13 protein-coding genes and 1 tRNA gene are annotated in these 14,528 nt (G+C 70.0%); 8 read left to right on the top strand and 6 right to left on the bottom strand.

Annotated elements, in window-relative coordinates; translation table 11 throughout:
• Positions 1–60: 60 nt before the first annotated feature.
• From DV707_RS02810 to DV707_RS02820, 3 genes are all read left to right on the top strand, one after another.
• A complete protein-coding gene (locus DV707_RS02810) occupies positions 61–990 on the top strand; it encodes a replication factor A (RefSeq protein ID WP_103990716.1) in 930 nt (309 codons plus the stop codon).
• A 1-nt stretch (position 991) separates the two neighbouring features.
• The gene (locus DV707_RS02815) at positions 992–1,648 is read left to right on the top strand and encodes an RPA family protein (protein WP_103990715.1); all 657 of its coding nucleotides are present in this window, start codon (positions 992–994) and stop codon (positions 1,646–1,648) included.
• Positions 1,649–1,786: 138 nt separating this feature from the next.
• Positions 1,787–2,197, top strand: coding sequence for a ribbon-helix-helix protein, CopG family (locus DV707_RS02820; RefSeq protein ID WP_103990714.1), 411 nt, complete (start codon positions 1,787–1,789; stop codon positions 2,195–2,197).
• 33 nt (positions 2,198–2,230) lie between these two features.
• Here the strand turns inward: DV707_RS02820 and DV707_RS02825 are convergent, their stop codons facing one another.
• On the bottom strand, positions 2,231–2,686 hold the full coding sequence (locus DV707_RS02825; protein WP_103990713.1) for a DUF5814 domain-containing protein: 456 nt from the start codon (positions 2,684–2,686) through the stop codon (positions 2,231–2,233).
• Positions 2,687–2,860: 174 nt separating this feature from the next.
• Between DV707_RS02825 and DV707_RS02830 the strand changes: the two genes are divergently transcribed.
• Positions 2,861–2,933: transfer RNA gene (locus DV707_RS02830), tRNA-His, on the top strand.
• 38 nt (positions 2,934–2,971) lie between these two features.
• Here DV707_RS02830 and DV707_RS02835 read toward each other — a convergent pair.
• The 5 genes from DV707_RS02835 to cobN form a co-directional block, all read right to left on the bottom strand.
• Complete coding sequence (locus tag DV707_RS02835; RefSeq protein ID WP_103990712.1) at positions 2,972–4,279, bottom strand: cobyrinic acid a,c-diamide synthase; 1,308 nt, start codon at positions 4,277–4,279, stop codon at positions 2,972–2,974.
• 88 nt (positions 4,280–4,367) lie between these two features.
• Positions 4,368–5,156, bottom strand: coding sequence for a CbiX/SirB N-terminal domain-containing protein (locus DV707_RS02840; RefSeq protein ID WP_103990711.1), 789 nt, complete (start codon positions 5,154–5,156; stop codon positions 4,368–4,370).
• Positions 5,157–5,434: 278 nt separating this feature from the next.
• Positions 5,435–6,199 (bottom strand): cobalt-precorrin-7 (C(5))-methyltransferase, encoded by a 765-nt coding sequence (locus DV707_RS02845; RefSeq protein ID WP_103990710.1) that lies wholly within the window; start codon positions 6,197–6,199, stop codon positions 5,435–5,437.
• Complete coding sequence (locus tag DV707_RS02850; RefSeq protein WP_103990709.1) at positions 6,196–6,924, bottom strand: precorrin-8X methylmutase; 729 nt, start codon at positions 6,922–6,924, stop codon at positions 6,196–6,198. The genes DV707_RS02845 and DV707_RS02850 overlap by 4 nt, the downstream gene beginning before the upstream one ends.
• The gene (gene cobN / locus DV707_RS02855; RefSeq protein ID WP_103990708.1) at positions 6,914–10,840 is read right to left on the bottom strand and encodes a cobaltochelatase subunit CobN; all 3,927 of its coding nucleotides are present in this window, start codon (positions 10,838–10,840) and stop codon (positions 6,914–6,916) included. Before cobN ends, DV707_RS02850 begins: the two co-directional genes overlap by 11 nt.
• A 34-nt stretch (positions 10,841–10,874) precedes the next feature.
• On the opposite strand from cobN, the gene DV707_RS02860 reads away from it, so the two are divergent.
• Genes DV707_RS02860 through DV707_RS02875 form a run of 4 tightly spaced genes read left to right on the top strand, consistent with a single transcriptional unit; the run spans position 10,875 to position 14,512 of the window.
• Positions 10,875–13,100, top strand: coding sequence for a VWA domain-containing protein (locus tag DV707_RS02860; RefSeq protein ID WP_103990707.1), 2,226 nt, complete (start codon positions 10,875–10,877; stop codon positions 13,098–13,100).
• A gap of 58 nt (positions 13,101–13,158) precedes the next feature.
• On the top strand, positions 13,159–13,347 hold the full coding sequence (locus DV707_RS02865) for a CbtB domain-containing protein (RefSeq protein WP_103990706.1): 189 nt from the start codon (positions 13,159–13,161) through the stop codon (positions 13,345–13,347).
• 2 nt (positions 13,348–13,349) lie between these two features.
• Positions 13,350–14,177, top strand: coding sequence for a CbtA family protein (locus tag DV707_RS02870; RefSeq protein WP_103990705.1), 828 nt, complete (start codon positions 13,350–13,352; stop codon positions 14,175–14,177).
• The gene (locus DV707_RS02875) at positions 14,177–14,512 is read left to right on the top strand and encodes a (2Fe-2S) ferredoxin domain-containing protein (protein ID WP_103990704.1); all 336 of its coding nucleotides are present in this window, start codon (positions 14,177–14,179) and stop codon (positions 14,510–14,512) included. Before DV707_RS02870 ends, DV707_RS02875 begins: the two co-directional genes overlap by 1 nt.
• Positions 14,513–14,528: the final 16 nt, after the last annotated feature.

Consider the following 14,528-nt stretch of genomic DNA (forward strand, 5'->3'; position numbering starts at 1 on the left):
CATCGCGCACCAAACGCCCTGTGCCTCCCAACGGAAAACAAGGCGGAGGCGAGTGAAACTATGTCAGACCTGCGAACACACGCAGCGGAGATAGCCGAACAGTTCTCGGACCACTTGGACGTCGACGAAGACGAGGTCGAAGAGCGACTGGAGAACCTCGTCGAGGAGTACCGCGTGCCCGTCGAGGAGGCGCGCCGGTCGGTGATCAACAGCTACCTCGAAGAGGCCGGCCTCGAACGCGACGAGATCGGCCGCGGCGGCAACGACGAGGTCCACCTGGCCGACATCGACCAGGACGAGCAGTGGATCGACGTGACCGCCAAGGTCGTCGAACTGTGGGAGCCCCGGAGCGATTCGATCGCCCAGGTCGGCCTGCTCGGCGACGAGTCGGGTCGCACGAAGTTCGTCGCCTTCGAGACCTCCGACCTCCCGGAACTCGAAGAGGGCGCGGTGTACCGGCTGGGCAACGTCGTCACCGACGAGTACCAGGGCAACTTCTCGGTGAAACTGAACAAGACGACCTCGATCGAGGAACTCGACGAGGACATCGAGGTCGGCGACGACGCGATCACCGTCGAGGGCGCGCTCGTCGACATCCAGTCCGGGAGCGGCCTCATCAAGCGCTGCCCCGAGGAGGGCTGTACGCGCGTCCTCCAGAACGGCCGCTGCTCGGAACACGGCGACGTCGAGGGCGAGTTCGACCTCCGGATCAAGGGCGTCCTCGACGACGGCGAGGAGGTCTACGAGGTGATCTTCGGCCGCGACGTCACCGAAGACCTCACCGGCGTCACGCTCGAGGAGGCCCAACAGATGGCGATGGACGCCCTCGACACGACCGTCGTCGTCGACGAGATGCGCGAGGACCTCCTCGGCACCTACTACCGCGTCTCCGGCCCCGAACTGGGACGCTACGTCCTCGCCGACGAGGTCGAACGGCTCACCGAACCGGCGGACCCCGAAGCGGTGCTGATCAAAGCGAGGTCGATCTGATATGAGCGCAAACGAGATTCCGTCCCGAGAGGTCGCCCGACGTGTGTTCGCAGACGAGTTCAACGACGCCGCCTTCACGTTCAAAGAGTCCGACGACGACCGCGCGCCGGTCTACCTGCTGCTGCCGACGGGCGCGAAGGCCAACCGGGTGTTCTTCGTCGGGACGTTGACCGAAAAGGACGACGTCGGCGAGGACAACGAGTACTGGCGCGGCCGCATCGTCGATCCGACGGGGACGTTCTTCGTCTACGCGGGGCAGTACCAGCCGGAGGCCGCGAGCACGCTCCGGGACCTCGAACCGCCCGCCTACGTCGCGGTCGTCGGCAAGCCCCGGACGTACGAGACCGACGACGGGAACGTCAACGTCTCCGTTCGACCGGAGTCGATCCAGGTCGTCGACGCCGCGACCCGGGACCGCTGGGTCGTCGAGACCGCCGAGCGGACGCTCGACCGGATCGACGCCTTCGACGACGAGGGCAACGAGTACGCGCGGATGGCCCGCGAGGAGTACGACCTCCCGATCGATCGCTACACCGACTCGGCGGTCTCCGCGCTTGAGAGCCTCGAAGAGGGCGACGGCGACGAACTCGGACTCGACGGCGGGCAGGTGGAGTCCGGCGACGCCGACGAGGGCGCCGACCTCCAGCCCGAACCGTAGGCCCCTCCCGGCCCTCGCCTTCGATTCGCCGTCCGGACTCCGTTTCGGGGTCGCCCCGTCGGTCGAATCCGCGGCCGACCCGTGGGACTGTCTGACGAACGTTTAAGTGAGTCCGCCGACGAACGTCGAAACGAGCCAATGGGCAACAAAAACAAGACCATCTCGTTCCGCGTCAACGAGGACGCGTTCGAGACGCTGCGTGAGATCGCCGAGGAGCGTGACATCTCGCTGTCGGCGGTCTTCCGCGACTACGTCGACACGCTCGTTGCCCACGACGGCCAGGTTCAGGTCGTCCCCGAGCACGAACTCGAACAGTTACGCAACGGCGAGGACGAGAGCTTCCCGCCGAAGGTGAAGGTCCCCAAGAGCTTCGTCCGCGAGCACGAGCGTCTCGAACTGGAGGCCGAGCACCTCCGCGAACAGCTCGAGGAGCACAAACAGTACGTGAACTACCTCCGCGAGCAACTCGAAGACGAGAACGAGGAGGTCATCCAACTGGAAGACCTCGACGCCAGCGAGGCCGACGAGCCGTCGTTTCGGCTCGGGTAGTCAGGTCGATCCCTCACCGCAGGCGGCGAAGCGCTACCCCGAGAGCGCCTGCCGCGCGCGGTGCATCTTCCGCTCCATCTCCTGATTCCCTTCAACTTCGGCGAGGGTCTCGGCGGCCTCCAGCGTCCGGACCGCGTTGTCCAGGAACGAGAGGACGTCGCCGGGATAGGCGTACAACATGTACTCGTCGCCCATCACGTCGACGATGGCGTCGGGACCGAGCCCCTGCGCGCGCAGTTCCAGAAGGTACCGGACGAACTGCCGCTCGGGGTAGCCCGTGTAGAGGTCGTCGGGGTTCTCGGGGTCGAGGAAGTCCTCCGCGAAGTCGAGCAACCGATCCCGGGTCGCGTCGTCGACCTTCGTGAGCCCCTCGCCGGAGTAGAGGACGTCCATCGTCGCCCCCTTGAACGCCCCCTTCGGGATGTTGACGTCCAACTGGGAGACGATCTGGCGGTGGTTCTTGAGGTAGATCTTGTCCGTGATGGCCACGGTTGCTCGCGGATAGGTGACTGTGAACGAAAAGCGTCCCGGTCTGCGGCGTGTCGCGCCGCGAGAGCCGACCCCGGCGTCCGCTCGAATCGGGGGCGCACCGTGTGACGTCGGCGCACTCCGCTGCGGAGTCGTAACGTATTTGACTTCGACGGGGATACCTGAAGGTGCGTGTCCGGGTTAGGGTAGTGGACTATCCTTCAGCCTTGTGGAGGCTGAGACGCGGGTTCAATTCTCGCACCCGGACCTTTCTGTCTGCGAACGACGTGAGCCGACGCGTTCCGCTCACAGCGACTCGACGAACGCGTCGAAGGCCCCGCTCGCGGGGTGGACGTGACAGTACGTCCCGAGCGCTCGGTACTCGGTGAGCCCGTCGCGTCCGTCGTCGATGCCGTCGCCGCGCTCGACGTCGAAGGCGAACCGGGCGTCAGACGCCGCGTCGGCGCTGGAGTAGTGGAACTCGTGGCCCCGGAGGCGACCCCCCGAGCCGGCGGTGAGCGTCCCGCGACGGGCACGGAGTTCGACGTGGTCGAGCGCCTGATACCGGTCGTGCATCCGCACGTCCGCCGGGAGCACGCCGGCCATCCGGTGGCTGTCGCCGTCGGCGGTCGTCAGCGACTCCGCGAGCGCCATCAGCCCGCCGCACTCGCCGAGGACCGGGAGGCCGTCGGCCGCCGCGGCTTCGAGCTGTCGGATCGCGGGGCTGTCCGCCAGCGACGCGGCGTGCAGTTCCGGGTATCCGCCGGGGAGGTAGACGCCGTCGCAGTCGGGCAGACCGTCGCCGGCCGTCGGCGCGAACGTCACCACCTCGGCGCGCTCGCGGAGGCGTTCGATCGTCGCCGGGTAACAGAACCGAAACGCCTCGTCGCGGGCGACCGCGACGCGCCTGTCGGTCTCCGAGGAGTTCGGGTCCGCGTCTCTGGGTTCCGGTCGCGGCGGACGCCGGGCGAGGTCGAGGAGCCGGTCCGTGCGGACGTGGTCGGCCACCTCGTCGAGCACCTCGGGATCGAGCGGCGCTTCCGCCCCCAGGTGCAGCCCGAGGTGTCGGTCGGGGATTTCGAGGTCCTCCCGCGGCGGGATTCGACCCAGGTACTCCAGACCCTCTGGCAGGGCGTCGCGGATGCCGCGCTCGTGTCGGCCGCCGTGGGCGCGCTGGGCGACGACGCCGACGACGTCGAGGTCGCGGTCGGCGTGCGCCGCGTATCGCCGGAACCCCACCGCGGTCGCGGCGACGCTCTCCATCCCGGCCTTCGCGTCGACGACGAGGACGACCGGGAGGTCGAGCGCCTCGGCGACCATCGCGGTGCTGGAGCCGTCGCCGTCGTACAGCCCCATCACGCCCTCGACGACGCAGACGTCGCCCTCGCCGCGGAAGTAGTTCCGCCGGAGGCCCGCCTCGCCCTGGAGCCACCGGTCCAGCGTTCGCGACGGCCGCCCCGCCACGCGCTCGTGGTGGCTGGGATCGATGAAGTCCGGCCCGGCCTTGGCGGGCTGGACCGTCCGTCCCGTCCGTTCGAGCGCCCGCACGACGGCGAGCGTGGCGACGGTCTTGCCGACGCCGGATTTCGTCCCGCCGACGACGAGGCCCTTCACGGCGCTGGCCCCGACGTCCCGGCACCCCGTCGTCCGGACAGAGACGCCGACCGTCCGCGCTCGGCGGAGGCCGGATCCGAGCGTCTGGTCACCGCGGAACCCCCTCCCCGTCCGTCGCGACCGGTCGCTTCGTTCGGGCGAGTTGCGCCTCGAACGACGCTCCGGTGGACGAGCCCTCGCCCGCGAGCGCGCGCTGTTTCTCGACCTCCGCGTGAATCGCGTCGGTGATCCGTGGGTGTGCGCCGAGCGGGTCGGCGTACTCGATACCGCCGCGGTCGAGCTCCAACTCCGCGGGAATCCGCTCCTCGGTCGCCTCCGTCCGCGAGAAAAAGAGGGGGACCGCGACCGACCGGCTCCCGGTCGCGTTGTACCGGACGCACTCGACGGCGGGGTTCTGGAGGAGGTAGCACGTCAACACCTCGCCGTACTCCGACCCCTCGCGGAGGCGAGACGCGTGGTAGTCGGTCGTCTGCCGGTGGTACGGTTTCGAGCTACTGCCGAACCCGACGAGGACGAGAGAGACGTCCTCGGCGGCGGGGAGCAGGTCGGCGCCCCGCTCTTCGATCACCTCGGTGACGACGGGGCTCCGCCCGATCGGTTCGCAGTAACGGACGTCCCCGGAGACGTACGAAAGCGCGGCGGGGACGGCGTCGATCGTCTCGTGAGTGTGTGCGGCACACACCGGAACCGCGTACACGACGTCGGCCGCGATCCGCTCGAACCGCTCGCGGAGTTCGCGGACCGGTTCGCTCTCGTAGGTCGCCACCTCGACGGCGTCGACTGCCGCCCGCCGGCGGAGCCGGTCGGCGTGTTCTTCGAGCACTGCGCGGGCGTTTCTCGTCTCGCGGGCGATGAGCAGGATTGCTTCGGATGTCATGGATCGTCCATAAATCAACTAAGATTTAGCTACTCCAATCTGGGTTTACTAACCCGTGGAGACGGATTATAAAATAAGTTGTGGTGACGCCGAGGCGGGCCGATTCCGGCCGCGGTTCGGGGTCGACGAGGACGGCAGAGAGTAGGAGTCGCGGCGTCGTCGCCGGGGGTTCCGATGAGCGGGCGGTCCAGCGATTCATAATGATTACTCTCGGCTCTTACCGCCGAGCGCCGCAAACGGGGGTGGCGCTCGGTGGTGAAAAGTGAGAGTAAGCATTATCAGTCGACCCGGACCGCGAGCACGGAGAGGTCCGAGAACGGCGACTCGTCGTCCGCCGAGTCCGCCGCACGCGCTCCGAGCGCGCCCAGTGTCGTCCGCGTGATCGACTCGTCGGGGTGGGTCAACCGCTCGAGGACGAGCGCGTCGAGCGAGGGCGACGCGCCCGATTCGAGCAGGTCGGCCGCGACGTCCTCCGGCATCCAGTCGTAGGGGCGCGGGAGCACGAGGAGGTGCCGCCGCCCGACGGCACTGCGGAGTCGTCGCAGCCCGTCCGTGATGTCCCCGCTCCTGTGCAGCGTCACGAAGACGGTATCTTCCATCGGCGTCCGCGCTCGGCTGGCGGCCACCTGGAGCGACGAGACCCCCGGAACCACCCGAACCGGCGGCCCGACGGCCTCCTGGACCTTCCCGACGAACTGATACCCCGAGTGGTTCGGATCGCCCATCAGGACCGCCGTCCCGCGTTCGCCGTCGGCGACGCGGTCGGCGAACGCCGACAGCGTCTCGCCCTCGTCGCGGTAGCCGCAGGCGAGCAGGTCGGCGTCCGTCTTCGCCTCGACGAACCCCACGACCGTCTCGAAGCCGACGACGAGGTCGGCCTCGCGGATCGCCCGCTCGGCTCTCGGCGTCAGATACGCCGGGTTCCCCGGTCCGATCCCGACGGCGTCCACCGGGTTTTCCCGCTCGTCCGGTTCCGACTCCGGTTCCGCGGCCGCGAGCGCCGCCGGGTCGGGGCCCTCGTCCAGGTCGTAGTCGTCGCTCACGGGAGTTCGACCTCGCCGCTCCGGACGTCGCTCGCGACGTGGACGAGTTCGTTCGTCAGGCCCGCCGCCAGTCCGCTCCCGCCGCGGCGACCGACGTTCGTGACCGCCGGGACGCCGCGGGCCGCCGCGACCTCTCGGAGGCGCTCGCGGCTCTCGGCGGCCTTGACGAACCCGACCGGCGTGGCGACCACGACGGCGGGCCGCGTCCCGTCTTCGATGCAGTCCGCCAGCGCGAGCGCCGCGGTCGGCGCGTTGCCGACGACGGCGACGGCGTCGTCGTAGACGCCCTCGCGGTCGAGTTCGAGGACGGACGCCGCCGTCCGCGTCATCCCGGTCCGCTTCGCCAGTTCGCTCCCGTTTCCGATGGCCTTCCGCACGGGGCAGTCGTGCCCGCGCCCCGTGATTCCCGCCTTCACCATCGTGATGTCGGTGACGATCGGCCGCTCGTCGAGGACCGCCCGAGCGCCGGCGACGACCGGTTCGTCCTCGGTGTCGCCGGTGAACCGCACGAGGTGCTGGAACTCCGGATCGCCGGTCGCGTGGACGCTCTTCTGCCGAATCCGATCCGCGAGGGTCTCGTCGGGCACGAGTTCGCGCACGCGGTCCATACTCGTCTCTGCGATCTCCATCGCGCTCTCGGTGGTCGCGCCGAGGTCGGCGTACTCGTCGACGCCGTCGGCCTCGGCTCCGGTGACGCCATCCGTGCTACCGTCTTCAGTCGTCATCGCTCGACACCTCCGGGGCGGCCGCGCTTCCGGCCCGCGCTTCGAGGTCGCCGTCGACGCGGAGGTTGAGATCCCGGAGGCGGTCGGCCGTCGCCTCGTCGGCGTCCCACAGCCCGCGGTTGATCGCCTCTAAGAGCGTATCGGTGATGCTCTCCAGCGCCCACGGGTTCACCTCTCGCATCCACTCCTGTCGACCTTCATCGAAGGCGTACTTCTCGGCGACGTCGCCCCAGAGCGTGTCGCTCACGACGCCGGTGGTCGCGTCCCAGCCGAGGACGACGTCGACCGTCGTGGACAGGTCGCCGGCGCCCTTGTAGTCGTGTTCCTCCATACTGTCGAGCCAGTCGGGGTTGAGCACGCGGGCGCGCATCGCCTTCCGGACCTTCTCCTCGTTCGTGTAGACGGAGACGTCGTCCGGGTCGCTGGAGTCGCCGACGTAGGAGGCCGGCTCCTCGCCCGAGATCTCCGAGACAGCGGTGATGAAGCCACCGTGGAACGCGTACCAGTCGGAGCTGTCGAACTCGTCCTGCTCGGCGGTGTCCTCGATCTTGACCGTGGCGTCGACGCTGTCCAGCCGGCGCTCGAAGGCGTCGTGGGCCTCCGCGACGCGGCCGCGACTCCCCAGGGCGTACCCGCCCCACTGGACGTACACCTCGGCCAAGTCGGATCGGTCCTCCCAGTTCCCCTCGTCGACGGCCTTGTTCGTGCCCGCGCCGTACCCGCCGGGTCGGGTCGTGAACACGCGGTGTTTAGCAGCTTTCTCAGGATCGTCGACGCCTTGCGCGTCGAGTTCCTCGGTCTCCTCTTCGACGTGCTTCTTCACGTAGTTCATCTCGTATGGCTCGTCGAGCTCGCAGACCGCGTCGACGGCGTCGTGAACGACGCTCGCGGCCTGCGGGAACGCGTCGCGGAACAGCCCCGAGACGCGGGTCGTGACGTCGATCCGGGGTCGGCCGAGTTCTTCCAGCGGGATCGGCGAGACGTCGTCGACGCGGCCGGCGTCGGTCCACTCGGGTTCGACGCCCATCAGCGCGAGCACCTGCGCGACCGTCTCGCCGCGGGTCCGCACGGTCGGCGTCCCCCACGCGACGACGCCGATCTCCTCGGGGTACGCGCCGTGCTCGTTGGCGTGGCGTTCGGCGGTGCCCTCCGCGACCTCGCGGCCGACGCGCCAGGCGCTCTTCGCGGGGATCTTTCGGGGGTCGAGCGTGTAGAAGTTCCGAGCGGTCGGCAGCAGGTCGACCCCGCCGCGCGTCGGCGCGCCGCTCCCGCCGGGCGGCACGTACTCGCCGGCCAGCGCCTCGGCGGTTCGCGGGATCTCCTCGGACGCACCGCGGACGCGCGGGGCCACCTCCTCGCAGACGAAGTTCAGGGCCGCCCGGAGGTCCTCGTGCGCGCCCGACTGCACCCGCGCGTCCCCGAGCGGGTCGATATCGACGACCAGCAGGTTCATATTCGTCTCGTCGTCCGGCCCGGCGTCGACCTCCGAGGCCGGCGGGTCGAAGTCGTGTTCGGCGAGGGTTTCGACGAGGTCGAGGCTCGTCTCGTACACCTCGTCCGCGGCCTCCGAGAGCGTCATCCCGAGCTCCTCGTCGTAGTGTCCCGGCTCGTCGAGCATCCGCTCGTAGTCGACGCCGAGCACGCCCGCGACGCTTTCCCGAAGGCTCGGGCCGCCGGGGTTCTCCAGTCTGGTGAGCGCGACCAGATACTCGGTCAGTCGCTCCCCCTCGGGCGGTTCGCCCATCGTGTGCAGCCCCATCCGGATCTGGGTCGTCTTCACGTCCGTGAGGTACGCGTGGACGCGCTCGACGAGGTCGTCGACGTCCACGTCGTCGCCGTCGACCGCGCCCTCGGCGAGCGTGGATCCGGCTTCGTCGGGACCGCGAACGTCCGCTTTCTCGTCGACGTCGCCCGCGATGCCTAACTCCACCGCGAGGTCGAGTTCGTCCACCTTCTCTCGGAGCTGCCGTTCGAGGCCCTCGCCGTCGTCGCTTCGGGCGTCCTCCATCCCGGCCTCGCGGTACTGATCGGCGAGCTCCTCCAGCTCGGACAGCTCGTCGTACGTTCCGGCGTTGCGCATCACCGGCGTGAGGTAGTCGACGATCGCGGCGTAGGAGCGCCGCTTCGCCTGCGTGCCCTCTCCGGGGTTGTTGACGATGTAGGGGTAGACGTTCGGGAGGTCGTCGATCAGCTGGTCGGGGGCGCTCTCGCCGTCCAGCCCGACCGTCTTGCCGGGGAGCCACTCCAGGCTGCCGTGGGTGCCGAGGTGGACGACGGCGTCGGCCTCGAAGGCGTTCCGCAGCCAGCCGTAGAACGCCACGTAGTCGTGGGGCGGCTGGAGGTCCGAGTCGTGGTACACCTTCGAGGGGTCCATCCCGAAGCCGCGCGGCGGCTGGACGGTGACGAGGACGTTCCCGAACTCGACGCCCGGGATCGCGAAGGGCCGGTCGGGGGCCTCGCCCCACTCGTCGCGGACGTTCTCCCGGAAGCGCTCGTCCAGATCGTCGAACCACTCGCGGTACTGCTCGGGGGAGACGATGTCGACGCTCAGGTCGCGGACGTCCTCGGGGGCGACCCAGCGGTCGTCGAGGGTGAGCTGGTCGGTGAGCCGCTCGACGAGCGCCTGGCCGCTGTCGGGGAGCGACGGCGACGCGTCGCTGCCGTCGCCCCCGCCGAGGTCGTACCCCCGTGCACCGAGTTCTTCCAGGAGGTTGACCGTGCTCTCGGGGCTGTCGAGGCCGAAGGCGGTGCCGATCCCGTCGTCGCTCGGCGGGTAGTTGTGCAGGACGACCGCGACGTCCTTCTCCCCGTTCGGGACGTGTCGCAACCGCGCCCAGTTGACCGCCAGCCGCGCGGCGTGGTCGACCCGGTCGTCGATCGGGAAGTGCTGCTTCGGGGCGCTCCCGATGCCCGCCTCGTCGTCGGTGCGCTCCTTCCCGCTGATCGGGTGGGTGACGACGTTGCCGTCGAACTCCGGGAGCGCGACCGAGAGGGCGAGCTCGAAGCCCATCACGCCCGTGTCGCTCGACGCGTATCGAGAGCGAGAGCGCATCGTCGTGACGGTCTGGACCACCGGGACGCCCAGCCTGTCGAGGAAGACGTCCTCCGCGCTCTCGCCCTCGTCGTCGGCCGCGCGCCCCCGCTCGTCCATCGACAGCGAGAACATGAAGGAGGAGAGGACGGCGTCGACGACGGGGTCGCCGTCGTCGAGGAGCCACTCCTCCGTCACCCGCTCGGCGTCCCACTGCTCGTCGGTGTCGGTCGCCGGGTTACAGAAGATCGGCAGCGCGTCCGCGCCCTGGGCCTCGACGGCGCGAACCTGGGCGTCGACGTAACGCGTGTTCTCGTGGGTCCAGTGGGACTCGTAGAACCAGACCGCGACGGTCGGCGTCGACGGGTCGAGTTCGGCCGCCAGTTCCTCGTAAGATGCGCCCGGATAGTCCGGGTGGTAGACGCCCTCGGTCGGGAGCGTCACGGGGTCGTCGTACTCGCGGTCGATCCCGCCGTCCTCGCCATCGACCTCGCCGTACTCGTCGGCGAGGAAGCGGAGGCAGTTCGCGACGTTGACGGTCCCGCCGCGTTCCAGGTACTCGTAGACGCGGTCGCGGTCTTCCGCGGCGACGGACGTGTCTTCGAGCGCGTAGGCGTCACCGGTCGATTTGACCACGAGCGGCACGCCGGCGTCGTTCAGCCGCTCGACGGCGTGGTCGTATCCCGGCATACTGTCCTCAGCGCCGTGGAGCCAGAAGACCGCCGCCGTCGCGTCGTCGATCTCGTCGAGGAACGCGTCGACGTCGGTCCCGTCGTCGAGGTCGCTCTCCGAGCGGACGACCAGATCGACGTCCGTCCGGGTCGCGGCGCGCTGGACGGCCCCGAGCTCGTTTTCGGTCGCGGTGTACAGGCCGATTGTTGGCATAACGTTGTTAAACCTCTATTGCGCTAATTCAACTATGATTGAATACGACGGACGCAAAAAAGCTTCGCACGGCCGGGAGTCGAGGCCCTCGTTCTCCCGTATCGTCGGGCAGGAGGAACTCAAGCGAGCTTTACTCGCCGTCGCGGCGAACGACGGTCTGGACGGTCTCCTGATACGGGGCGAGAAGGGGACGGCGAAATCGACGGCGGTGCGGGCGCTGACGGAGCTGCTGCCGAAACAGGACGCTGTCGCTGACTGTCCGTACGGCTGTCCGCCCGACGCCCCCGAGCGGCAGTGCGAACGCTGCCGCGAGCGGCCGGATCCGCCGCGGACCGAGCGGCCGGTCCCGCTCGTGACGCTCCCGCTGGGTGCGACCCGCGAACGGGTCGTCGGGACGCTCTCGGTGTCGGACGCCCTCGAGGGTGAGCACGAGTTCGATCCCGGCCTACTCGCCCGCGCGAACCGCGGCATCCTCTACGTCGACGAGGTGAACCTCCTCGACGACCACCTCGTCGACGTGCTGCTGGACGCGGCGGCGAGCGGGGTCAACCGGGTCGAGCGCGACGGCGTCAGCGTCACCCACCCGGCCGAGTTCACGCTCGTCGGCACGATGAACCCCGAGGAGGGCGACCTCCGTCCGCAGTTGCGGGACCGCTTCGCGCTCCAGGCGACGGTGACGGCCTGCGAGGACGTGGATCGACGGGTCGACATCATCGACCGTGCGATCGGCCGCGATACGGGGGATACGACGTCAAGCACCGAAACCGACGGCGAAGCGGGTCGCCGAGACCAGCTCCGAACGGCCCGCGAACTCCTCCCGGAAGTCGACCTCTCGACCGAATTCAAACGGGAGATCGCGGAGCTGTGCCGCGACTCGGGGGCGGAGGGACACCGCGCCGACATCGCCACGGCGCGTGCCGCGACTACCTTCGCCGCCCTCGACGGACGCTCGAAGGTCATCGAACCCGACGTCCGACAGGCGGCGGAGCTCGCGCTCCCGCACCGGCTTCGCTCGCGCCCGTTCGAGGACGCGCCCGACCCCGAGGAACTCGTCGACGAGCACTTCGACGGAGCGGGCGACGACGGCGACGAGAACGATGGGGGAACCGACGGGGAACGCTCCGAAGCGGGCGACGAAAGCGAAGCCGGAGGCGAGAACGGCGACTCAGCGGACGAGCGCGACGACCCGTCGAGTCAGACCGGCGACTCCGGTGACCGGGGCGACGGCGATGGATCGGAACCACCGACGGATCCCGGATCGTCGGACGAGGGGAACGACCCCGACGAGACCGGTGAGAGCGGTTCGCCGTCGGTCCGAGACGGCGACGGCGGCCCCGATCACGCCGAAGCGGCGGCGGAGAACGGGGAGCGGGAAGCGGACTCCGACGGGTCCGACGCGGACGCCGACGGCGACGACTCGGCGGGCGACTCCGACGACTCGACGGAGGCCAGTCCGCTCGTCCCGGGGCAGTCGCCCGCCGGGATCGGGGCCGGCCGCGCCCCCGACCTGACCGCGCCGGAGGCCGTCGCGGACGCGAAGACGGGGAGCGGCACTCGAACGCGGGCCGCCCCGAACGTCGACAGCGAGGGCGCCCGGGTGCGCACCCGTCGCGCGAACTCGGCGGGGGACGTCGACGCCGCGGCCTCGGTCCGCGCGGCGGCCGCCCGCGGCGCGACGTCCGTCGAATCTCGGGACCTCCGCCAGTCGGTCCGCCGGAGCGACGCCGCCGCGCTGGTGCTCTTCGTCGTCGACGCCAGCGCGTCGATGCGCCCGGCGATGCGCGCGGCGAAGGGGACCGTGCTCGAACTGCTGAAGGACGCCTACCGGCAGCGCGACGAGGTCGGGTTCGTCGCGTTCGCCGGCGACGGGGCGGAGGTCCTCCTCCCACCCACGGACAGCGTCACGCTGGCAGCGCGCCACCTCAAGGAGCTGCCGACCGGCGACCGGACCCCGCTGCCCGCGGGGCTCCGAACCGCGGCCGACGCCCTCGACCGGGCCGATCTCGCCGCCGCCGTCGTCGTGTTGGTCACGGACGGCCGGGCGAACGTCGCCGGGGGGAGCCCGGTCGGCGAGACCCGCGAGGCCGCCCGGCGACTGGCCGAACTCGGCGCACACGTCGTCGTCGTCGACGCCGGGGACGGCGGGGAAGCGGGAGTGGCCGGCCTGGTCGCCGACGAAACAGACGGGACGCGCGTTCCGCTCTCTGCGCTCTCCGCCGAGCGGATCGACGCCGCCGCCGGTGCCGCACGCGAAAGCTGAGTTTCTCTCACACGCAAGATTTACAATCTAACTTGTCTTTGTCCAAGTGTGATTTAGAATGGCGGCAACCACCGACACCGTTCACGGCCGAATCGAAGGGGTCCGAATCGAGCTGACGCCGACGCAACTCGCCGTCGGACTCGCGCTCGTCGCCGCGCTCGGATTCGCGCTCCTGTTCGTCCAGGAACCGATGCTGCACGACTCGATGCACAACTTCCGGCACGCCGCGGGCATCACCTGCCACTGAGGATGCTCACCGACTACCTGACGCGGGGCGTGAAAGCCGGCGTCGTCGCCGGCGTGGCGTTCGGCCTGCTGCTGGCGCTCGTCGCCAACCCGCTCGTCGCGTTCGCCGACGAACTCGGCCACGAGGGCGGCGACGCCGTCGGGCCCGCAGAGTCCGAGACCGGCGGCCACCACGACGAGGCGGCCGGCGGCCATCACAGCCACGCCGGAGCCACGGCCGGAGGCGGGCACCACGAGAGCGCCGTTCCCGCGGCGGTCACGAACGGCGTGAGCGTCCTCTCCGGCGTGCTCTGGGGGGTCCTCCTCGGCGGCGTCGTCTTCGGCTTCGCCTTCTACCTCCTCGAACCCGCGATTCCGGGGCCCGAGGGCGCGAAGAGCTACCTCCTGGCGGCGGCCGGGTTCGTCACCGTCTCGGGCGCCCCGTGGCTCGTCCTCCCGCCGCAGCCGCCCGGAGTCACGCAGTCGCTGCCCACGGAGAACCGAACGCTCCTCTACGCCGGGATGATGGTCGCCGGCGCGCTGGTCTGTCTGCTCTCGGGGTACGCGTACCAGCGGCTCCGGGAGCGACGCGGACGGGGAGCCGCCGCCGTCGCGGCCGCGCTCCCGTTCGGCCTCCTGGCCTTCCCAGTCGCGTTCGCTCCGGCGAACCCGGTCGAGAGCGCGCTCCCCTCCGACCTGGCGTCGGCGCTCGTCGGGATGACCGTGTTCGGACAGGCGCTGCTGTGGGTGCTCCTCGCGGGGGCCCACACGCGATTCCGTCGTCGTTCGGGCGAGGACCGATCGTCCGACGTCGCGAGCGCGCGCTCGGACACGCCCGTTGCGGCGGACTGATGCGGTCGAGAACCGAGGACGTCGTCGACGGCGACTTCTCCGCTCACGTGCTCGTCTGCACCCACGCGCGGGACTCGGAGTACGCCTGCTGTGCGGAGGCGCGCGGTCGCGACGTGTACGAGGCGGTCAAAACGTGGCTGCGCGACCGCGACGTCTTCTGGTCGCGCGTCCGCGTCGCGGAGACGAGCTGTCTCGGCCTGTGCAGCGCCGAGGGGACCGCTGTCGCGATCCACCCCCGAAACCGCTGGTACTCCGACGTGGTTCCCGACGACGTGCCGGAACTGCTCGAAGCCGAGTTCGGCGCGGACGCGTCGCGGTTGCGCGATCCGCGGTAGAAGGTGGATCGGGGCC

The sequence above is a fragment of the Halobellus limi genome, assembly GCF_004799685.1.
Classification (GTDB): Archaea; Halobacteriota; Halobacteria; order Halobacteriales; family Haloferacaceae; genus Haloquadratum; species Haloquadratum limi.

Coding starts and splice junctions, on each gene's coding strand:
- DV707_RS02810 (WP_103990716.1), top strand. CDS start 61: ATGTCAGACCTGCGAACACACGCAGCGGAGATAGCCGAACAGTTCTCG.
- DV707_RS02815 (WP_103990715.1), top strand. CDS start 992: ATGAGCGCAAACGAGATTCCGTCCCGAGAGGTCGCCCGACGTGTGTTC.
- DV707_RS02820 (WP_103990714.1), top strand. CDS start 1,787: ATGGGCAACAAAAACAAGACCATCTCGTTCCGCGTCAACGAGGACGCG.
- DV707_RS02840 (WP_103990711.1), bottom strand. CDS start 5,156: ATGACATCCGAAGCAATCCTGCTCATCGCCCGCGAGACGAGAAACGCC.
- DV707_RS02850 (WP_103990709.1), bottom strand. CDS start 6,924: ATGACGACTGAAGACGGTAGCACGGATGGCGTCACCGGAGCCGAGGCC.
- cobN (WP_103990708.1), bottom strand. CDS start 10,840: ATGCCAACAATCGGCCTGTACACCGCGACCGAAAACGAGCTCGGGGCC.
- DV707_RS02860 (WP_103990707.1), top strand. CDS start 10,875: ATGATTGAATACGACGGACGCAAAAAAGCTTCGCACGGCCGGGAGTCG.
- DV707_RS02865 (WP_103990706.1), top strand. CDS start 13,159: ATGGCGGCAACCACCGACACCGTTCACGGCCGAATCGAAGGGGTCCGA.
- DV707_RS02870 (WP_103990705.1), top strand. CDS start 13,350: ATGCTCACCGACTACCTGACGCGGGGCGTGAAAGCCGGCGTCGTCGCC.
- DV707_RS02875 (WP_103990704.1), top strand. CDS start 14,177: ATGCGGTCGAGAACCGAGGACGTCGTCGACGGCGACTTCTCCGCTCAC.